Raw genomic sequence first — 19,712 nt, 5'->3', positions numbered from 1 at the left:
GTTTTCTTTTGAGGGCACTATGGCAATTAGACGTATTTCTTCAGGCGGGGAATTTGAGGCCAAAGTCGGATATTGCCGCGCCGTGGTGGCGAATGGATTTGTCTTTGTTGCCGGAACCTGCGCTCAGGGCGACGACATTCCCAAAGATATTGTTGGTCAGTGCAGGTCCTCTCTTGATGCAATTGGAAAAGCACTGGCTGAGGCTGGGACGGATTTCGCGCATGTGGTCCGTGTAAACTATTACTTGCCGGACATGAGTGAGTTTGAACTGTGTTGGCCTTTGTTGGTTGAGGCATTCGGAGCCAACCCGCCAGCGGCAACAGTTACCGAATGCAATCTCATCACGCCTGAAGATCGCATTGAAATCGAAGTGACCGCAGTTTTGCCGGAATAGGGGCTGCGGTCTTAGTGACACTGGACCTTGGCGAGCCTTTGGTCCATATCTGCAGGAGCAGAAATACCGGAGGCAGACGATGGGAATCCTGAATAATCTTTTGCGAGCCGTAACCTGGTGGAATGGGGCCACTCTGAATACGCAGCTCTACACGGCGCGTAAGGGAACCAAGGTTGGCGAAGATAACGAAGGTAATGTTTTCTATCGCAATGCCGACGACAGCAAGCGCTGGGTTATTTTTAATGGTGAGGCCGAGGCCAGCCGGATCGACCCTGACTGGCATGGATGGTTGCATCGGACTTGGGACGAGCCGCCGACAGACAAGCCGTTGCAGCATAAAACCTGGGAAAAACCACATCAGGAAAATTTAACAGGTACGGCTTTGGCCTATGCTCCTGCAGGTTCGTTGCGCCGACCCAATCCGGTCAAACGTTCGGACTACGAGGCTTGGACCCCAGAATAAGCGAGGCGAGCAATGTCGAGCTATAATGTAACCGAAGTCCTGGTGGGCGGGGCCGTGTTGGCCTGTGCTGTGGCATTTGGCGTTTATGCCAGCCAATCGACTGGCCTGTCGCAAAGCGGACCGGGATATGAATTGGGCGCATCATTCAGATCGCTGGAAGGTGTTGGCGTTGGCACTGACGTTCGTCTTGCTGGTGTCAAGATCGGGACCGTGACAGGCGTTGCGCTGAACCCCGACACGTATCGCGCGGATACAACGTTTTCGATTTCTGATGGAATATTGGTGCCCGACGACAGCGCGATCGTCATCTCATCCGAAGGATTGCTGGGCGGAAACTTTGTCGAAGTGATGCCCGGTGGATCGCCCTTCTTTTTCGAACCTGGTGATCAGGTTGAGGATACGCAGGGTGCGGTCAGTCTGATTTCGCTGCTGGTCAAATTTGTGGCTGGGGATGGTGGCGAATGAAGCGCCTGTTTCTGATAGCAGCGCTGCTTGCATCCACCGGCGCAGCGGCCCAGCAAAAGGTTCAATCCGGCCCGGGCGCGATGCTGCGTGGTTTGGACAAGGTGAACGGCCACACCGTTGACGTCGAATTGCAAAGCGGTCAGACCGAGGCGATTTTTGGATTGGATGTGGCTTTGGGCGATTGCCGTTATCCGGCTGATAATCCGACCGGGGACGCCTTTGCCTATCTCACGATTTGGGAAAAAGGCAAGACAGATCAATTGTTTGATGGATGGATGATCGCCACATCCCCGGCGCTGAACGCGCTGGATCATTCACGTTACGATGTCTGGGTAATCCGCTGTATGACACCGTCCGGCAACTGATCCAATTCTGCGGTGAAGTCTGCGCTGGCCTCGATCGCGTCTTCCAAAGCCTGTCTGTACTGAGCGCGCGGAACTTCGATCGCGCCTAATGACGCCAGATGAGCGGTCAGAAATTGCGTGTCAAATAACTGAAATCCGGTGCGGCTTAGCCGATCAACCAGATAGGCCAACGCAATTTTTGAGGCATCCGTTCGCCGTGAAAACATGCTTTCTCCGAAGAACGCAGCACCCAAGGATACTCCGTAGACGCCGCCGACCAGTGCCTGCCCATCCCAGATTTCTAATGAATGGGCATGGCCGGATTGGTGCAGGCGTTGATACAGATTTCTCAGCTCTGCGTTGATCCAGGTGTCTGCGCGATCGGCGCAGCCGTCGACGACGCCAGAGAAGTTCTGATTGATCGTAACTGAGAAACCGCAGTTTCGGATTCGCCGCGCAAGGCTGCGGGATATGTGGAACCCGTTCAGAGGGATAACGCCCCGAAACTTTGGGTCGACCCAGAACAAATCCGGGTCGTCGCGGTGTTCGGCCATCGGGAAAATACCGATGGAATACCCATGCAGTAGGAGTTCGGGAGAAAGGCTCATACAGACAGTCCGACGTTCGAAGGGCCGAAGCCCTTCGAAGTGGTGGTGTTACTCGGCCATGTTCTCCGCAAGCCAATGCTCCAGCCAGTGAATGTTGTAGTCGCCGCTGTGAATGTCGGCTTCTTGGAGCAGAGCATGGAACAGCGGCACCGTGGTGTCGATTCCATCCACGATCAATTCACCCAGGGCTCGGTCCAGACGCGCCAACGCCTCGGCCCGGTCGCGGCCTTGCACGATCAGCTTGGCAATCAGCGAGTCGTAATAGGGCGGGATCGAGTATCCGTCATAGAGCGCCGAATCCATCCGCACACCCAGACCGCCGGGCGCGTGATAGGCGCTGATCTTTCCGGGGCAGGGCGAGAAGTTGGGCAGCTTTTCCGCGTTGATCCGAACCTCGATGGCGTGGCCGTTGATTTCCAGATCGTCCTGACCGAACGACATGTCCTCGCCTGCTGCCACACGGATTTGTTCGCGCACCAAATCGACGCCGAAAATGCCCTCGGTCACCGGGTGTTCCACCTGCAAGCGGGTGTTCATTTCGATGAAATAGAACTCGCCATTCTCATACAGAAATTCGATTGTGCCCGCGCCGATATAATTGATCTTCGCCACAGCGTCGGCGCAGATTTTACCAATCTTGGCACGTTCTTCGGGGGTGATGCTGGGGCCGGGGGCCTCTTCAAACACCTTCTGATGGCGGCGCTGAAGCGAGCAGTCACGTTCGCCCAAATGGACAGCCTTGCCTTTGCCGTCGCCAAAGACCTGAATCTCGATATGGCGCGGTGTGGTCAGGTATTTCTCGATATAGACCTCGTCATTGCCAAAGGCGGCTTTGCCTTCGGCGCGTGCGGTCATGAACGCGCTTTCCATCTCATCCGCGGTCTGCGCAACCTTCATGCCGCGTCCGCCGCCACCGGCGGTTGCTTTGATGATGACGGGATAGCCGAATTCCTCACCAATGCGCTTGGCGTCTTCCAAAGTCGGAACGCCGCCGTCGGAACCGGGTACGCATGGCACGCCAAGGGCTTTCATCGTGTCCTTGGCGGTAATCTTGTCACCCATCACGCGGATATGTTCGGCGGTGGGGCCGATAAAGGTGATGTCGTGATCTTCGACGATCTGCACGAACTCAGCGTTTTCGGACAGAAAGCCATAGCCGGGGTGGATCGCCTGCGCGCCTGTGATTTCACAGGCCGAGATGATGGCTGGCACGGACAGATAGCTTTGCGGGCTGGGCGGGGGGCCGATGCAGACAGACTCGTCTGCCATGCGGACGTGCATTGCGTCGCTGTCGGCGGTGGAATGGACGGCAACCGTCTTTATCCCCATCTCGCGCGCGGCGCGGATGACGCGCAGGGCGATCTCGCCTCGGTTGGCAATCAGGATCTTGTCGAACATGGGCCTGCCTTACTCAACAATGACCAGGGGTGTGCCGAATTCCACAGCGTCGCCGTCACCCACCAGAATGCGCTTGATGGTGCCCGATTTGGGCGCGTGGATGTGGTTCATGGTTTTCATCGCTTCGACGATCAGCAGCGTGTCGCCTTCGGACACGGATGCGCCGACCGAGATGAACGCAGGCGCGCCGGGTTCGGGCTGCATGTAGACGGTTCCCACCATGGGAGAGGTCACTGCACCGGGGTGGCTGGCTGGGTCTTCGACAGTGGTCGGTGCTTCGGCAGCAGCAGCCGGTGCCGGAGCCGCAGCGGGTGCTGCAGGGGCCGCAGCCGGAACTGCTACCTGAACCGGAGCTACGGCGGCGGTTTGGGACAAGCGGCTGACGCGTACATTCAGGCTGTCTTCCTCGCCATATTCGCGTTTGACCTGCAATTCGGTCAGGTCGTTCTCGCGCAGCAGTTCAGCCAATGCCTTGATGAATGCCACATCCGCTTCGTGTTTGGTGTCTGTCATGAGTGTCCTCGACGGTTCCCCTTTGGCCCGTCTGTGTCTTGCGGGCTTTGGTCTGATTACGCAGCGTTATAAGCCATGAGTCTTGCCATGAAAAGCGCGTCTCGGCCTGTCAGATGGGGGTTTTAACCAAGTTTTCGAGGGGGGGAAGAGGTTACAGCGGCATTCCGGAAAGTTTTGCAACCAATTCCGGTAGTTTTCGCGCGCCGAATTTCTCAAGCAGCCGGGCGCGATAAGCTTCGATGGTGCGGTAGCTCAGGCCCAGTTCGACGCCGATTTCCTTGGCGGACAGGCCCCTGCACGACAAAATCGCCACTTCGCGTTCCCGCGCGGTTAGCTCGACCAGCGGGCGTTCCTCCGAGATGTCGGAAAAGCTCCAGATGCCGTGGCGGAAAGGGTCATCGGGGGTCAAGGACCGACCGCGTGCGCGGCACCAGAACAAATCCCCATTTCGCCGCCGCATGACGCGCTCGTCCGTGTAATATCCGGTGTCGCGCATGACCTGTAGACTACGGGCACCGATACGCTCCCAATCTGCGACCGAGGGGTAAAGATGTAGCAAAGGCATGTTGCGATAGTCGGCCTCGTCCCCTCCGAAGGTCCGTGCGAACTGCAGATTGCAGCGTCGGATGATACGGTTTTCCAACTCGACCAATCCGATAGGAGCATATTCGAAGGCGGCGTCACTCATTTCGGTATCGTGCAGTGTATTGTCTGGAAATAGAAGGGGTGCGGCCGAGAATGTGGTGTTGAAAGGCGTCAACACTGGTCTGATGATCGTGCAATCCGTTTGTTAAGGGTGTAAACTCGGTTTGAAAATGAACTCCTAAAAGATAGAAAAACCTTGAGAGTTTAGAAAAACTGAACGTTTACAAAGGTTGGCTCCGCTTGGGGAGGGGCGAGAACATGCGCGACACGTTGACAGGCAGCCGTATTCGAGAGAGGCGGCAAATTGCAGGACTGCGGCAGGCAGAACTGGCGCGTCGGGTCGGGATCTCAGCCTCCTATCTGAACCTGATTGAACACAATCGCCGCAGGATTGGTGGCAAGCTGCTTGTGGATATTGCCGCGGCTTTGGCCGTCGAACCTTCGCTGCTGACACAGGGGCTAGAGGCAACGCTGATATCCGCCCTGCGCGAGGCAGCGGCGGACGCGGTGGGGCAACAGGCCGAAGTCGACAGTCTGGAAGAGTTTGCAGGACGTTTCCCGGGGTGGGCTGCTGTGCTGGCGCAGATGCACAGGCGCGTTGTCTCGCTTGAGCGAACGGTTGAAACCCTATCCGACCGCTTGACCCATGATCCACATCTTGCCGCTTCGATGCATGAGGTTCTGTCCACCGCCGCCGCGATTCGTTCGACCGCAGCGATTCTGGCGGAAACACAGGAAATCGAACCCGAGTGGCAGGATCGCTTTCATCGAAACCTGCATCAGGATGCTGAACGCCTTGCCGACAGTTCGAAATCCTTGGTTGCTTATCTGGATGATTCTGACGCGGCGGACGACCGTCGCGGCGTTCCGCTTGAAGATGCCGAGGCGTTCTTTGAACAGCGCGGACATCATTTTCCTGAGATGGAGGGCAGCGAAGACAGCTCTGCGATAGACCTGAGCGAGATTGACTCGGCGGCAGCGAAGACCGTCGCTCGCGGTCTTTTGGATGTCTATGCAAACGACGCCAAGGCCATGCCACTGGAGGCGGTGAAAACTGCGCTGGCTGGCACAGAACCGGACCCGATCAAGCTGGCTGCACAGTTTTCGGTGGACATCGCGACGGTCCTGCGCCGTTTGGCGGCACTGCCAGACGGGGTGCTTTCGCGACCTACGGGACTGGTTGTGTGCGATGCATCGGGAAGTATCTTGTTTGCCAAGTCGGTGCCGGGCTTTGCGATGCCGCGCTTTGGCGAGGCGTGCCCGCTGTGGCCATTGTTTCAGGCGTTGAACCGGCCTTTGGTGCCAATTCGCAAACGTATCGTACAGCTTGGCCGGTCGGCGGCTGAGTTTGATTGCTATGCCTATGCATGGCCACAAGCGATGTCCGGATATGACGACGCACCTGTTTATCGCTCGGTCATGTTGGTTCGGTCCGTCGAAGAAGGCGGGCAGGGTGGCCAGCCGGTTGCCAGGGTCGGGCCAAGTTGCAGGGTTTGCCCAAATGCCGACTGCGAGTCGCGCCGAGAGCCGTCGATTCTGAGCGAAGGTTTTTGACACTTTCCTGACAGACAGCGTAAGCTGATACAGACAGGACTGCGGATGGGTATCCTGTCACGGGGAGGAATGAAACATATGAGCCGTAAGGTTCTGCTAATTGAGGATGAGCCGAACATCGCCGAGGCCATTCGGTTCCTGCTGACGCGTGAGGGTTGGCAGGTTGAAACGCACGCCGAAGGAACGGACGCTGTCGAGGTCATTCAGGGCGCAAATCCTGATCTAGTCATTCTGGATGTTATGCTGCCGGGCAAAAGCGGCATGGATATCCTGCGCGATCTGCGCGAGTTGGATGACCTTCGGGGTCTGCCGGTCTTGATGTTGACGGCACGCGGCCAGCTTCGTGATCGCGAAATGGCCGAAAGCGCGGGTGTCAGCCGCTTTATGACCAAGCCGTTTTCCAATGCCGAGGTCCTGACCGCAGTGCGCGATCTGCACGCGCAGGCCACGCAATCATGAGCAATAGCGAAGATCGGCAGCCTCAGGGTGTTCGGCCTTCGCTGTTTCTTGAACGCCAAAGCTATCGTCGGCGTCGGTTGACAGACGCTGCACGGCTGTTGCCAATTCTCGGGGCTGCATTGATCGCGATTCCGTTGCTCTGGCCTGAACCGGGGGAAACCGGGGCAGTCACTTTATCGTCGGCCATCCTCTATATCTTCACCTGCTGGGGGCTATTGATACTGATTAGCCTGATCTTTGGCTTTGCCGCCCGTCGCACGGCGGCGCGGGATGACACCGACCCGGACACGGATCGATGGCAACGCTGAACCTTCTGATCCTCGTCTGTCTGGGCTATGTGGTTCTTTTGTTCGGCGTGGCCTTTGCCGCTGACCGAATGGCTGCTGCCGGACGTGGGGCGTGGCTGCGATCCCCGTTGTTTTATACTCTGTCGCTGTCGATCTATTGCACCGCCTGGACATTCTACGGCGCAGTTGGAAATGCCGCCCGTTCGGGGCTGGAGTTCGTGACGATCTATCTGGGCCCCACGCTGGTCATGATCAGTTGGTGGTGGGGTCTCAGGAAACTGGTCAGGGTTGGGCGCAGCCAAAGGGTAACCTCGATCGCGGACCTGATTTCGTCGCGCTACGGAAAATCGAATACGCTGGCAATCTGTGTGACCATTCTGGCGGTTCTGGGCGGAACGCCGTATATCGCGCTGCAACTGCAGTCTATCACCTTATCGTTCTCGATCTTTGCAGAGGCTGACCCGTCTGGCCTTTACCGCGAGGGGTCAAGCGTGTTTTGGGTGGCTGCAGGGCTGGCGGTGTTCGCCATCCTGTTCGGGACACGAAACCTGGACGCGAACGAGCGCCACCATGGTGTTGTGACCGCTATCGCATTGGAATCCGTGGTTAAACTGTTCGCTTTGCTGGCGGTTGGCATCTTCGTCGTTTGGGGAATTGCAGGCGGCGTTGGGCCGATGATGGACCGCATAGACGCATCAGAGATCGGTCAGTGGAATGTGGACGCTGGTCGCTGGACGACGTTCATCTTCTTGTCTGCTGCGGCGTTTGTCTGCTTGCCGCGCATGTTTCAGGTGATGGTGGTTGAAAACGCGGATGAAGGACACCTGAGAACAGCGGCCTGGGCGTTTCCGTTATACCTGCTTTTGATGAGCCTGTTTGTGGTGCCAATCGCCGTGGTGGGTCTGGACCTGTTGCCAGAGGGGTCGAACCCAGACCTGTTTGTTCTGACTGTGCCCCTGTCACAGGGCAATGAGTGGCTGGCCATGTTGTCCTTCATTGGGGGCTTCTCGTCTGCAACGTCGATGGTGATCGTTACGGCTATGGCTTTGTCCACCATGGTTTCGAACCATCTTGTGATGCCAATCTGGCTAAGCACTCAGGAAGGGTCCGGGTCCTTGTCGGGCGATGTTCGACACGTTGTGTTGGTTGCACGCCGTGTCTCAATCGCAGCGATCATGGCGTTGGGCTTTTTTTATTACCGGTTATCTGGTGGCGGCGCTGCGCTTGCCTCAATCGGGCTTGTGGCCTTCGCCGGTATTTCTCAGATTCTGCCTGCTCTGGTCGGCGGATTGTTCTGGCGCGGGGCGACGCGGACAGGGGCACTTGTCGGGTTGTCAGTGGGGTTCCTTCTGTGGATCTATACGCTGCTTCTGCCCGGAATGGGTGGCGCGCTGATGTCCAGCTCGGTTCTGCAGGACGGCCCGTTCGGGATCGGCTGGCTGCGGCCGCAGGCATTGTTCGGGATCGAAGGGATGGACCCCATGGTCCACACGGTCATGTGGTCGCTGTCTTTGAATACCGTGGCTTTCTGCGTGGCGTCGCTGCTGAGTTTTCCCAGCCCGCTGGAACGCTTGCAGGGGGCGCAGTTCGTCAATGTCTTTGACCATTCCGTCGCCCCGCGTGGGTGGACCGGGTCTGTTGCGCAAAGCGAGGACCTGATGATCATGACCCAGCGCATACTGGGGGCCGGTCCCGCGCAGGAGTTCTTTCAGGCCGAAGCTGAACAACAAGGCGGACGATCCAGTCTGCCCGAACCAACCCCCGCCTTTCTGGAACGGCTTGAACGGGAATTGAGCGGCTCGGTCGGGGCCGCGACGGCGCACGCCATGATCGGCCAGATTGTCGGCGGGTCTTCGGTGTCGGTCGAGGACCTTTTGGCCGTGGCCGACGAATCCGCGCAATTGCTGGAATACTCCAGCCAGCTAGAAGTGAAATCTGCCGAACTTAGCCGCACAGCCCGGCAACTGCGCGAAGCGAATACCAAGTTGACCCAAATATCGCAGCAGAAAGACAACTTCCTTAGTCAGGTCAGTCATGAACTGCGTACACCGATGACCTCGATCCGGGCGTTTTCCGAGATCATGCGGGACACAGACGGTTTAACTGATGAAGAACAGACGCGCTATGCCGCAATCATCCACGACGAGGCGCTGCGGCTGACGCGATTGCTGGATGACCTGCTGGACTTGAGCGTTTTGGAAAGCGGACAGGTCAGCCTGAATATGGGAGGCGATACCCTGCGCTCGGTTCTGGATCGGGCGGTATCGAGCGCGTTGGCGGGCACCAGCAAAACCCTCACTGTTCGGCGCTCGAAGGCGTCCGAACGCATTCCGCTTCACACCGATCTGGATCGTTTGGGGCAAGTCTTCATCAACTTGATTTCCAACGCGCAGAAATACTGCGATGCGGTTGACCCGGTCCTGACCATTTCAGCGCATGATGTAGGCGGCCAAGTCGTTATAGATTTTGCGGATAACGGCAGCGGTATTCCAGCCGAGGCGCGGTCCATGGTGTTCGAAAAATTCGCGCGTGTAGGCGGTGACAAGGCAGGCGGGGCCGGTTTGGGTTTGGCGATCTGCCGCGAGATCATGCAGCGTCTTGGGGGCGATATCAGCTATTTGCCAGGGCAGGGCGGAGCAGCCTTCCGCGTACAGGTGCCACTGGCTTATAGACAAGCAGCCCAATAAGACGGGCGTAAAGGCATTCGTAACCTTTGCCGGAGTAGACCTGAACATAGGCACATTTACGATTGACGGCTCCAGGCATGACACAACCGGTCACCACAGCTTTGGCAAAAAAAGTATCTGCAAGCCAGGATGAACGCGGCGGTCAGACGAATTCCATTCTTCGCGCTTTGCGGTTGGCACTTGCCCGTACCGCTGCGGATCGTGTGCAATTGCCGTTGTCGGTCATCGCGGCAAGACGGGCAATTCGATCAGCCGACGGGCTTGCGGGGTTTGCCGGTGACAATTGGTTGTTGCTGCATCTTCTGAACAACGACGGGCTTTCGGCAGCGGTCTGTATGGATTTGGAAACTGTTTCGGCCATCGTTCAAGTGCAGACTATTGGTGAGGTGACGTCAACGACACCAACGCCACGGGCCTTTACCGATACGGATGCCGCGATGGTTGCGCCCATGATCGAAGACGCATGCACCCGCGCGGCACGGTTGGTGGAAACCGTCAGTGAACAGGCAAGCCTAACAGGGTATCAGTACAAGTTGCGGCTGCCTGATCTTCGGGCGCTGTCATTGGCTATGACGCAGGATGCGTATGTTTCATATGATCTAACGGTCGAGCTGGGCGGCGGTTTGCGACAGGGCCGGATTTCGGTTCTTCTTCCCGAAGAGGAGGGTCCAGCAGATGCCGAACCTAGTGGAGATTCGGGGCCGCATATCGAACAGGCATCGGGCGTGCTGCGCGCAGACTTAAATACTGTGATTTGCCAAATGGCTTTACCCTTGGCTTCTTTTTCGGCTCTTGCAGCGGGGGATGTATTGCCTTTGACCGGAGCACGTCTTGACCGTGCACAGTTGCTAACGATCGACCGGACTCGGACAGCAGTTGGGCGTTTGGGGCAATCCGGTGGAATGCGGGCAATTCGCCTGAACGAATACGAGCCGCAGGATGTGCCGTCACAGGCCGAGACTCAGGATTTCCTTGAGGCACGAACGTCGGCAATTCAACCATCGACAGAGCTGTCCGTAGAACCCATTCACACAGACACACATGCGATCGACACCATCGACAGCACGTTGCAGTTCGGCGACTCAGATCAGATCGCCGCTGAAATTTCGAAGCTGGCTGGCCTGAACGATGACGCAGGTCAGGTGACCTGATCCATAGGGCTTACCCAGCCGCGTTGCGAATCTGATCAAGCGTGGGACGAAGGGTTTCCAGCGCGTAGCCTGCCTTGGTTGTTGCGTCCAGAATATCGTCCGTGCTCATCCGGTCGCATTGGCCAAGGGCCCAGATAACCGAACACCGCGTGCCTGATGCGCAATACGCCAGCACCGGTCCGCTGCAACTTTCGGCCAACTCGCGCTGACGGGCGACGTTTTCGGGTGTCATGGTCTGATGCGTCAGTTCCAGAACCTCATAATCCAAACCCGCGGCACGGACGGCCTCGCCAATGGCGTCTGACTGCATGTCTGACGGAACTTCTGTGTTTGGCCGGTTGCAAATAACCTTGACGAATCCGGCTTCGGCTATGGCTGAAACATCCTCGACCGTAATTTGCGGCGAGACGGCGTAGCGGGGTGTAATGCGGCGAATCTCCATCCCAATTGATTAGGCTGCGTTTGCAGTTCTGTCCAGTTGCGCCCCCACAGTCGGCGCTGCGTACATTCCTGCGATCATTGCGGCCAGAAACACTAGCCCGCCAACGCCGCCATAGGTCACCGAGGCAATGGCAGGCCCCGGACACAGCCCGGACAATCCCCACCCCATGCCAAATAAAACGGAGCCTACGACAAGTCGCCGGTCCAACTCGGGCGGAGACATGGTCGGAAAGGTTCCCCCGACCAAGGGGCGACGATGTTCTGTCATCCGCCAGGCAAACAGCATTGGGATAATTGCCCCACCCATCACGAAGGCCAGTGTCGGGTCCCAGTTCCCGAACACGTCCAGCCACCCCTGAACCTTGGTGGTGTCCGTCATGCCCGAGATCAGCAGACCTGCGCCAAACAGGCATCCGGCGATCAAAGAGATCAGCAACCGCATCAGATCACCCCCCACATGTGGCGCAGAACCGCGAGTGTGATCGCGCCAGCAGCGATGTAGATAACCGTCGCCACAATTCCGCGCAGCGAGAAACGCGATATCCCGCAGACCCCATGTCCCGACGTGCATCCATTGGCGATCCGGGTGCCGATCCCAACCAGCAGTCCCGCGAAAATGATGACAGCAATATTGCCGGTCAGATGGGTCTGCGGTGTGGGTGACATCAACGGGCGAAGAAGCAAGGGCATTCCTACAAGCCCTGCAACAAAAACCAGGCGTTCCAAGGTGCGATCACTATTGTCGACCAAGCCGCCCAAGATGCCGCTGGCCCCCATGATCCGGCCATTCCCGAGTAGATAAACGGCGGCACCCAGACCGATCAACAGGCCCCCGGCCAACCCCCAAATCCATTCCAGTTGCATGGTTCTTTTTTCTCCACGTATTGGTTGGCTTCACAGTTTATTCACTGGAATCTTTAGGAAAACATCGCCTTCTTCGTCGGCAGGAGGCATCTGCCCCGCGCGCATGTTGACCTGAAGAGAAGGCAGGATCAGACGAGGCATGCCAAGCGTCGCATCCCGTGCATCGCGCATTTTGACGAACTCCTCGACCGAGCGTCCCTGGCCGATATGAACATTGAGCGCCTTCTGCTCTCCGACTGTTGTTTCCCACGCATACTCGTCGCGGCCCGGTGCCTTGTAATCGTGCCCGACGAAGATGCGTGTCTGATCAGGCAGCGAAAGGATTTTCTGGATCGACGCAAACAACATTTCCGATGACCCGCCCGGAAAATCGCATCGTGCCGTCCCGAAATCAGGCATGAACAACGTGTCCCCCACAAAGGCCGCATCTCCGATGACATAGGTCAAACAGGCCGGGGTGTGGCCGGGCGTATGCAGAACATCACCCCGCATTTGGCCCACGTGAAAGCTGTCGCCCTCGCGGAACAAGGCGTCAAACTGACTGCCATCGCGTTGGAACTCGGTCCCTTCATTGAAGATTTTTCCAAATGTCTCCTGAATGGTGACGATTTGATCTCCGATCCCGATTTTACCGCCCAGTTTCTGTTGCAGGTAGGGGGCTGCTGACAGGTGATCGGCATGGACATGACTTTCCAGAATCCATTCGACTTTCAAACTGTTAGCCTGAACATGCTCGATTATCTTGTCTGCTGAACTGGTGTCTGTTCGGCCGGATGCATGGTCAAAGTCCAGGACACTGTCGATAATTGCGCAGGCCGTCCCCTCGGGTTCCTGCACAAGGTAGGACACGGTAAATGTATCGGTGTCAAAAAACGCTTTCACCTTTGGTGTCATTTTGCCCTCCGTCAGACTGCTTTATTCGTATATCAATTTCGGAATGTATAGTGATAAAGAATCCGTGAATTGATGTTTGTCAAGGCAGGGTAATTCAGATCGGCCTAGAATTTAACCATTCCGCAGGTGACTGCCGAAACCGTATTTCAGACAGGCGGGTTTTCGCGTGTCCTCGGGTTAAGGTCAGCAGGTCTTAAAACGGTTACCTATATGTGGGTAGATAACGCACCATTTGGGAGGATGGAGATGTCTACAATTAATTTATATTCCGAAGCCGAGCAGCTTGAAGAAAAGTTGCAGGGTGCGTGTCTTGAAACCCGCCTGGCGCTTCAGCCAAGCGTGACAAGGGTAATTGAACGGATGCGTCAGCAGGGTGTGCATATCCCCTCGCGCCTGCGTCGTCTGGATGCAGCCTTGTGCGAGGACGCGATGGAGGCTCAGTTCGATAATCTGCCTGTATAGGCTATGGGATTAACTGAACGAGATACCCAAAATAACTAGCATCAGCCCGATCACGGACAGAAAGAGTGAGGCCAGGTTCCAAGGCAATACTCCCTGAACTGTTGCTCGCAGTTCGTCGTCGGACAGGCCGGATTTGCGCGCTTTCATCACGTGCAGGATGCACCAGACGAGTCCCAACAGTCCGGCAAGCGACAGGGCGGCTCCGCCCCAGGTGATGATTTCGAACATGGTTTTCCGCATCAGGCCAAAGAGTTTCTTTGCGCTTATCGGATACCTGTGCATCGCACAAGTCCGATGCCCGATTGTGCGCTTGCGGCGGGTGCTGCGGCCATGTATCCGGCTTAGTGCCGACTTGCGGCAGCAGACTTCAGCCTCTGGGAGAGAATAAATGGAAGACATGACCGAAGATCAGGCCGCCGCCAACTATCGCGTTACCGCCGGAGAGCTGCGTCAGTTTATCGAACGGTTTGAACGTCTGGACGCCGAGAAGAAAGATATCGCAGAGCAGCAGAAAGAAGTCATGGCCGAAGCCAAGGCACGCGGCTACGACACCAAGGTCATGCGCAAGGTGGTTGCTCTTCGCAAACGCGACAAAGACGATATCGCAGAAGAAGAGGCGGTTTTGGAGATGTACAAAGAAGCGTTGGGTATGAGCTGACGGTTTCGAATTTGCGGTGTCGTTCAGGCTTTGCCTTCTAGGACACCGCGATCCGGGTGGGCAGCCGAACCGCGACTGGTGGATTTTCTATCTCGGGTCAAGAAAGGCTGATTGATCGCAGGTCGCAGCGCTTGGGCGGGTCAATTTTTCTGGGCTCAGGGCCTTAACAACTGGACCTCTGGCATTGATTCCAGCCTTTCAAGATCCTGTTCATAAAGCTCGGAAAACGCATCCACGATGTCTGTGCTCCAGCCCGGAAGTTCGAGTTCTTCCTCTACAAGCTCCGGTTGGGCGTGATCTTCCAAGATGTCCGCCAGAGCATAGCGTATGCCCGTTTGTTCCCCGTCAGGTCTGGCATTCAAAAGCGCATTTGCCTTTTCTTTTCCCGCTTCATCCAGAAGGGAAAGCAGAAAGTTGTACTCTTTTTCTAGGGTCACATCCTCTGGCAGGCCGCACATTTTTCGCAAAATGTCACCCCAAATCAGAGGCGATTCCTCATTGCTCCACAAGGTGACGTTTACGCCCGGAGCCATGTCGCGGATGTCGTCGACCATTCCGATCCAATTCAGGCAGCTCAGGTCTGTATTGCGGATGATATTTTCCCTGTCTTCGTCCGGCAGAGACATTAGTAGTTTAGGAATAAACGTGCCTGGGTTTCTTAAGGCAAAGAAGAAGTCGATCCGAATGTCTTCGAGCGCTTGATCCAAAACGGACATTAGCTTTCCGGCGCGTGGGTAGAATTGCCCGTCCTGAATAGCCGCTTTTGAGTCTGCAATCAGTGCATTGCTTTGGAACACAGCCCGGCGAATGCTCGGGTCTGATGTCAGGCCGGCGCGAACCTGACTGGTTTCTTCTGGAGTCAGGAACTGCGGCTCGGATGTTGCGAAGGTCGGCTTGAAGGCTTGTTTGTATTGGCGCGGGCCAAAAGCGGCGACACCATGCTCGGTCAGCACAGATTTGTGGGCTCTTAGAGCTTTTAACAATCTGCCTTCGCCGGTGAATGCGGCTCCTGCGTGGATAGCAACCTGCATATTCGCTTTTTGCCCCTGCTTCTTCTGCCTCGTCCGCCGGGTTACAGGCTGTGTAGCTGACAGTCAAACCAGTGCACTGATGTGGCGCGGCAGGGGCGCCTGACGTTGGGATTCAAAAATCATCGACAAAAGAAAAAAATGAGTCTTGCAGTCCAGAACCAGAGGCAGTAATCGACGTCCAGTGCCCCTATAGCTCAGCTGGTAGAGCAACTGATTTGTAATCAGTAGGTCCGCGGTTCGAGTCCGTGTGGGGGCACCACAAAAAATCTCTTTATTTACAACACTTTGCTATAGTTACCTTTGGTTCTGTTGAGGTATAGTACTTACTTTACGTGACCGTTTTTGCGGGAGATTCCAGATTCTTTCAATGTCACCCATTCAAAAGTCTCCTTGCTTCATCAGCCATCTTGTCATTCTTCAGGTGAGCATATTTCTCTGTCATCCTTACCGAACTGTGACCGAGCAGACCGGACAGTTTCTTAATATCCATTCCTCTACATTGTAGCCCTTCTAACAGGCAGCATCGGTCTATCTTCCATTTAGTAATTCCGTAAGTTGATCTGCCTGAGCTTCTATGATGTTAGCGCAGAGGTTTTGTATGAAATCTTCGGTATGTCTCAGAGTCTCAGCAAAGAGTTATGAAACGTAACGGTCACCCAAGGAATCATAACGATTTATGAGCTTCTGGGCTTGGGAGTTTAAGATGTACTGAGGTAGGAAACTTCGTTCCACGGGATGATCAAACGCTTGAAGGGGATTTCCTGAATCTGCGGTTGGAAGGCAGCGTCAGTGTATTCCTTGAAGATCACACCAACAGTCAACTCTATATGATTATCCCTGAGGAATACTTCAGTTACTATCCCTGAAGTATCAGCGAGTTCCCGATTATTCCAAGTGATCGTAAAGTTGTCCATAGTTACCTCTAGTTAAACGCAATGCTCTCGTTAAACGCAATGCTCTCGTCAAACGCAATGTAAGTTACTTAGTCATCGTTGAAGACGTTAGAGTCCCACTTCAGCTTAAGGGGACTGGTTATCTGCGAGAAGTAGGTTACAGCTTTCGAATCCCGTCCACCTTTTTTTGCGACTGCTTCCATGTGGTCTCCTTTGGATTGGGGCCAAAACAGTGTGACTGTTTTTATGCATCAATGTTTTTAAATACTTACGAAATGGCGCTAATTTCGTAGGTACTGTACGTAATTGATTTTGTTAAATAATCTGGCTCTGGCGGCGCCCCGGTATCTACTTTGTAATCAGTAGGTCCGCGGTTCGAGTCCGTGTGCGGGCACCACTATCCCCTGTATACAAAAGACTTGCCCGGTTTATGCGGCTGGAATTCCGTGTCAGAAGCGTTGTGACTAACGGTTGTGGGCAGAATGTCGCAAGCGGGGCCCTTGAATTCCGTCGATGTGTATACCATTGTATGCCAAATCGAGTCTTCCCTTAATTTAGCTGCCCTCCAGCCCCTTGCCCGATGTGGAAATGATCATGAGCCTATACGACGAATACCTCGCTGAAATCGAAAACCGGAAAGAACAGGGCCTTAACCCTAAACCGATTGACGATGGTGCGCTTCTCAATGAGGTGATCGCCCATATCCAGGATTCGGCCAGCGGGCATCGCGCGGATTGCCTGCAGTTCTTTATCTACAACACACTTCCCGGAACCACCAGCGCGGCAGGTGAGAAAGCCCGTTTTCTGAAGGCGATCATCTTGGGTGAAGCGACCGTGGACGAAATCACGCCCGCCTTTGCCTTTGAGCTTCTGAGCCATATGAAAGGCGGGCCGTCGGTTGAGGTGCTGCTTGATCTAGCGCTGGGCGCTGACGAGGGCATTGCAAGCCAAGCGGCTGACGTTCTGAAAACCCAAGTCTTCCTCTACGAGGCCGATACGGACCGTATCAAAGCAGCTTACGAGGCAGGCAACGCAGTCGCTGCGGACTTGTTGGATAGCTATGTCAAGGCTGAGTTTTTCACGACTCTGCCTGACATCGACGAAGAGATCGAGGTTGTTACTTATGTTGCAGCCGAAGGCGATATCTCGACTGACCTTCTCAGCCCCGGCAATCAGGCGCATTCTCGGGCTGACCGCGAATTGCACGGCAAATGCCTGATCTCGGAAGAGGCGCAGAAAGAGATCGAAGCACTCAAACTGAAGCATCCGAATGCACGTGTGATGCTTGTTGCCGAGAAGGGCACAATGGGTGTTGGCTCGTCGCGTATGTCTGGCGTCAACAACGTGGCGCTTTGGACTGGCAAGCAGGCTTCGCCTTATGTTCCGTTCATAAACGTGGCGCCCGTTGTGGCGGGCACCAATGGGATTTCCCCGATCTTCTTGACAACCGTTGGCGTGACCGGCGGTATTGGTGTCGACCTCAAGAACTGGGGCAAGAAAATCGGTGAAGACGGTCAACCGATCCTGAACAACGACGGCAATCCTGTTCTTGAGCAGAAATATTCGGTCGAGACTGGCACCGTACTCAAGATCGACACGAAAAAGAAAAAACTCTTCAGTGTTGAAGGCGAAGAGCTGGTCGATATGGAGGGGTCGTTCACACCGCAGAAGATGGAGTTCATGAAGGCAGGCGGCTCTTACGCCATCGTCTTCGGTAAGAAGCTGCAGACATTTGCTGCAGAAACCCTGGGGATCGAAGCCCCGCGGGTCTTTGCCCCGTCGAAGGAAATCAGCAACGACGATCAAGGGCTGACAGCGGTTGAGAAGATCTTTAACGCCAACGCGCTGGGTGTCGCACCGGACAAGGTGCTGCATGCAGGGTCCGACGTGCGCGTGCGGGTCAACATCGTTGGATCGCAGGACACCACCGGCCCGATGACGGCACAGGAGCTAGAGGCAATGGCGGCAACCGTGCTGTCGCCGGCCGTCGACGGTGCGTATCAGTCCGGGTGTCACACAGCGTCTGTCTGGGATGCCAAGGCGCAGGCCAACACACCAAAATTGATGGCGTTCATGAACAAGTTTGGTCTTGTGACCGGTCGCGATCCCAAGGGTGTCTATCACGCGATGACCGACGTGATTCACAAGGTCCTGAACGACATCACCGTCGACGACTGGGCGATCATCATTGGCGGGGACAGCCACACGCGTATGTCCAAGGGCGTGGCATTTGGTGCAGACTCAGGCACTGTGGCGCTGGCGCTTGCGACCGGTGAAGCCTCGATGCCGATCCCGGAATCGGTGAAGGTGACCTTCAAGGGCAAGATGGCTGATCACATGGATTTCCGCGACGTGGTCCATGCAACGCAGGCACAGATGCTGGCGCAGCATGGTGACAACGTGTTCCAGGGGCGCATCATCGAGGTCCATATCGGAACGCTTTTGGCAGACCAAGCGTTCACATTCACGGACTGGACGGCCGAGATGAAGGCAAAGGCGTCGATCTGCATTTCGAACGATGACACGCTGATCCAATCGCTTGAACTGGCAAAGCACCGTATTCAGATCATGATCGACAAGGGAATGGAGCATGAGAACGGAATGCTTCAGAAACTGATCGACATTGCCGAGGTGCGGATCGCCCAGATCAAGTCTGGCGAGAAGCCTGCGTTGACGCCGGACGATAACGCCAAGTACTTCGCCGAAGTTGTCGTTGATCTGGACGAAATCGTCGAGCCGATGATCGCTGACCCAGATGTCAATAACATCGACGTATCAAAGCGTTATACCCATGATACGATCCGGCCGATCTCTTACTACGGGGCGGAAAAGAAGGTCGATCTGGGTTTTGTCGGATCGTGCATGGTCCACAAGGGCGACATTAAGATCGTCGCGCAGATGCTCCGCAACCTTGAGGCGGCCCATGGTGAGGTTGCGTTCAAGGCACCGTTGGTTGTTGCTGCCCCGACCTACAACATCATTGATGAGTTGAAAGAGGAAGGGGATTGGGAAATCCTGCAGAAATACTGCGGATTTGAGTTTGACGACGCTGCCCCCAAGGTCACGGCAAGAACGGAATACGAGAATATTCTCTATCTCGAACGTCCGGGTTGTAACCTGTGCATGGGGAACCAGGAAAAGGCCGCAAAAGGGGATACGGTTCTGGCGACCTCGACACGCTTGTTCCAAGGCCGGGTTGTCGCCGATTCTGAGACCAAGAAGGGTGAATCGCTTTTGGGTTCAACACCGGTTGTTGTTCTGTCCGCAATTTTGGGACGCACGCCGACGCTTGAAGAATACAAGCTGGCGGTAGAAGGGATTGACCTGACAAAATTTGCGCCGCCGGTTCAGAAACCACTCGGCGGCTTGTCGGTACATTTCTAACGATAACGGCAGCGGCGCGAAGGGCATGGGCAAGCTATCAGCTTGTCTCAGGCCGTCGCGCCGCTGCCGACACTTTGCGGCACCCGGTATCGCCACAGGTCATGCAAGGGCGAAATG

23 protein-coding genes and 1 tRNA gene are annotated in these 19,712 nt (G+C 55.8%); 13 read left to right on the top strand and 11 right to left on the bottom strand.

Annotated elements, in window-relative coordinates:
- Positions 1–19 precede the first annotated feature (19 nt).
- From GOV87_RS03890 to GOV87_RS03875, 4 genes are all read left to right on the top strand, one after another.
- Positions 20–394: a Rid family hydrolase gene (locus GOV87_RS03890; RefSeq protein ID WP_171125515.1), complete on the top strand. Its 375-nt coding sequence runs from the start codon at positions 20–22 to the stop codon at positions 392–394.
- 79 nt (positions 395–473) lie between these two features.
- Positions 474–857 (top strand): NADH:ubiquinone oxidoreductase subunit NDUFA12, encoded by a 384-nt coding sequence (locus GOV87_RS03885; protein WP_171210893.1) that lies wholly within the window; start codon positions 474–476, stop codon positions 855–857.
- 12 nt (positions 858–869) lie between these two features.
- Positions 870–1,322: an outer membrane lipid asymmetry maintenance protein MlaD gene (gene mlaD, locus GOV87_RS03880; RefSeq protein ID WP_171121933.1), complete on the top strand. Its 453-nt coding sequence runs from the start codon at positions 870–872 to the stop codon at positions 1,320–1,322.
- Complete coding sequence (locus GOV87_RS03875) at positions 1,319–1,687, top strand: DUF2155 domain-containing protein (protein WP_171121934.1); 369 nt, start codon at positions 1,319–1,321, stop codon at positions 1,685–1,687. Before mlaD ends, GOV87_RS03875 begins: the two co-directional genes overlap by 4 nt.
- Here GOV87_RS03875 and aat read toward each other — a convergent pair.
- The 4 genes from aat to GOV87_RS03855 all read right to left on the bottom strand — a co-directional run bounded on the left by aat (position 1,642) and on the right by GOV87_RS03855 (position 4,873).
- Positions 1,642–2,274, bottom strand: a complete 633-nt coding sequence (gene aat, locus GOV87_RS03870; protein ID WP_171125514.1) for a leucyl/phenylalanyl-tRNA--protein transferase — start codon at positions 2,272–2,274, stop codon at positions 1,642–1,644. The two genes, GOV87_RS03875 and aat, sit on opposite strands and share 46 nt — an antisense overlap.
- 48 nt (positions 2,275–2,322) lie before the next feature.
- Positions 2,323–3,672 (bottom strand): acetyl-CoA carboxylase biotin carboxylase subunit, encoded by a 1,350-nt coding sequence (gene accC, locus GOV87_RS03865; protein ID WP_171121936.1) that lies wholly within the window; start codon positions 3,670–3,672, stop codon positions 2,323–2,325.
- A gap of 9 nt (positions 3,673–3,681) precedes the next feature.
- Positions 3,682–4,185, bottom strand: a complete 504-nt coding sequence (gene accB, locus GOV87_RS03860; RefSeq protein WP_171210892.1) for an acetyl-CoA carboxylase biotin carboxyl carrier protein — start codon at positions 4,183–4,185, stop codon at positions 3,682–3,684.
- A gap of 151 nt (positions 4,186–4,336) precedes the next feature.
- Positions 4,337–4,873: a helix-turn-helix transcriptional regulator gene (locus GOV87_RS03855; protein WP_171121938.1), complete on the bottom strand. Its 537-nt coding sequence runs from the start codon at positions 4,871–4,873 to the stop codon at positions 4,337–4,339.
- 215 nt (positions 4,874–5,088) lie between these two features.
- On the opposite strand from GOV87_RS03855, the gene GOV87_RS03850 reads away from it, so the two are divergent.
- The 5 genes from GOV87_RS03850 to GOV87_RS03830 all read left to right on the top strand — a co-directional run bounded on the left by GOV87_RS03850 (position 5,089) and on the right by GOV87_RS03830 (position 10,968).
- Positions 5,089–6,384: a helix-turn-helix transcriptional regulator gene (locus GOV87_RS03850; RefSeq protein WP_171210891.1), complete on the top strand. Its 1,296-nt coding sequence runs from the start codon at positions 5,089–5,091 to the stop codon at positions 6,382–6,384.
- A 78-nt stretch (positions 6,385–6,462) separates the two neighbouring features.
- Complete coding sequence (locus tag GOV87_RS03845; protein WP_171121940.1) at positions 6,463–6,843, top strand: response regulator transcription factor; 381 nt, start codon at positions 6,463–6,465, stop codon at positions 6,841–6,843.
- Complete coding sequence (locus GOV87_RS03840) at positions 6,840–7,151, top strand: hypothetical protein (RefSeq protein ID WP_171121941.1); 312 nt, start codon at positions 6,840–6,842, stop codon at positions 7,149–7,151. The genes GOV87_RS03845 and GOV87_RS03840 overlap by 4 nt, the downstream gene beginning before the upstream one ends.
- Positions 7,139–9,817 (top strand): ATP-binding protein, encoded by a 2,679-nt coding sequence (locus GOV87_RS03835; RefSeq protein WP_171121942.1) that lies wholly within the window; start codon positions 7,139–7,141, stop codon positions 9,815–9,817. The genes GOV87_RS03840 and GOV87_RS03835 overlap by 13 nt, the downstream gene beginning before the upstream one ends.
- A 77-nt stretch (positions 9,818–9,894) precedes the next feature.
- A complete protein-coding gene (locus tag GOV87_RS03830; protein ID WP_171210890.1) occupies positions 9,895–10,968 on the top strand; it encodes a FliM/FliN family flagellar motor C-terminal domain-containing protein in 1,074 nt (357 codons plus the stop codon).
- 10 nt (positions 10,969–10,978) lie between these two features.
- On the opposite strand, the gene GOV87_RS03825 is transcribed toward GOV87_RS03830, so the two are convergent.
- From GOV87_RS03825 to GOV87_RS03810, 4 genes are read right to left on the bottom strand one after another with little or no spacing between them, the layout of a single operon-like run.
- Entirely contained in the window at positions 10,979–11,410 is a 432-nt protein-coding gene (locus tag GOV87_RS03825; RefSeq protein WP_171210889.1) for a TIGR01244 family sulfur transferase, read from the bottom strand.
- 9 nt (positions 11,411–11,419) lie between these two features.
- Positions 11,420–11,851 carry a DUF6691 family protein gene (locus tag GOV87_RS03820; RefSeq protein WP_171121945.1) on the bottom strand — a complete coding sequence of 144 codons (432 nt, stop codon included), beginning with the start codon at positions 11,849–11,851 and terminating at the stop codon, positions 11,420–11,422.
- The gene (locus tag GOV87_RS03815; RefSeq protein ID WP_171121946.1) at positions 11,851–12,273 is read right to left on the bottom strand and encodes a YeeE/YedE family protein; all 423 of its coding nucleotides are present in this window, start codon (positions 12,271–12,273) and stop codon (positions 11,851–11,853) included. Before GOV87_RS03815 ends, GOV87_RS03820 begins: the two co-directional genes overlap by 1 nt.
- A 30-nt stretch (positions 12,274–12,303) precedes the next feature.
- A complete protein-coding gene (locus GOV87_RS03810) occupies positions 12,304–13,167 on the bottom strand; it encodes an MBL fold metallo-hydrolase (RefSeq protein WP_171125503.1) in 864 nt (287 codons plus the stop codon).
- 246 nt (positions 13,168–13,413) lie between these two features.
- Here GOV87_RS03810 and GOV87_RS03805 point away from each other — a divergent pair, with 246 nt between their 5' ends.
- Positions 13,414–13,629, top strand: a complete 216-nt coding sequence (locus tag GOV87_RS03805) for a hypothetical protein (protein WP_171121948.1) — start codon at positions 13,414–13,416, stop codon at positions 13,627–13,629.
- A gap of 9 nt (positions 13,630–13,638) precedes the next feature.
- Here the strand turns inward: GOV87_RS03805 and GOV87_RS03800 are convergent, their stop codons facing one another.
- Complete coding sequence (locus tag GOV87_RS03800) at positions 13,639–13,857, bottom strand: hypothetical protein (RefSeq protein ID WP_171122335.1); 219 nt, start codon at positions 13,855–13,857, stop codon at positions 13,639–13,641.
- Between the two features lie 160 nt (positions 13,858–14,017).
- Between GOV87_RS03800 and GOV87_RS03795 the strand changes: the two genes are divergently transcribed.
- Complete coding sequence (locus GOV87_RS03795) at positions 14,018–14,287, top strand: DUF2312 domain-containing protein (RefSeq protein WP_171121949.1); 270 nt, start codon at positions 14,018–14,020, stop codon at positions 14,285–14,287.
- Positions 14,288–14,442: 155 nt separating this feature from the next.
- Here the strand turns inward: GOV87_RS03795 and GOV87_RS03790 are convergent, their stop codons facing one another.
- Positions 14,443–15,318, bottom strand: a complete 876-nt coding sequence (locus tag GOV87_RS03790; RefSeq protein WP_171210888.1) for a hypothetical protein — start codon at positions 15,316–15,318, stop codon at positions 14,443–14,445.
- Positions 15,319–15,501: 183 nt separating this feature from the next.
- Between GOV87_RS03790 and GOV87_RS03785 the strand changes: the two genes are divergently transcribed.
- Positions 15,502–15,577 (top strand) — tRNA-Thr (locus GOV87_RS03785).
- A 439-nt stretch (positions 15,578–16,016) separates the two neighbouring features.
- On the opposite strand, the gene GOV87_RS03780 is transcribed toward GOV87_RS03785, so the two are convergent.
- The gene (locus tag GOV87_RS03780) at positions 16,017–16,232 is read right to left on the bottom strand and encodes a hypothetical protein (protein WP_171210887.1); all 216 of its coding nucleotides are present in this window, start codon (positions 16,230–16,232) and stop codon (positions 16,017–16,019) included.
- 573 nt (positions 16,233–16,805) lie between these two features.
- On the opposite strand from GOV87_RS03780, the gene GOV87_RS03775 reads away from it, so the two are divergent.
- A complete protein-coding gene (locus tag GOV87_RS03775) occupies positions 16,806–19,595 on the top strand; it encodes a bifunctional aconitate hydratase 2/2-methylisocitrate dehydratase (protein WP_171210886.1) in 2,790 nt (929 codons plus the stop codon).
- The last annotated feature ends 117 nt before the right edge of the window (positions 19,596–19,712 follow it).

This window comes from Ruegeria sp. HKCCA5426 (assembly GCF_013034585.1).
In the GTDB taxonomy this organism is placed as follows: domain Bacteria; phylum Pseudomonadota; class Alphaproteobacteria; order Rhodobacterales; family Rhodobacteraceae; genus Ruegeria.
The sequence above is the reverse complement of the archived record's forward strand: the minus strand, read 5'-3'. Positions and strand labels throughout refer to the sequence as shown.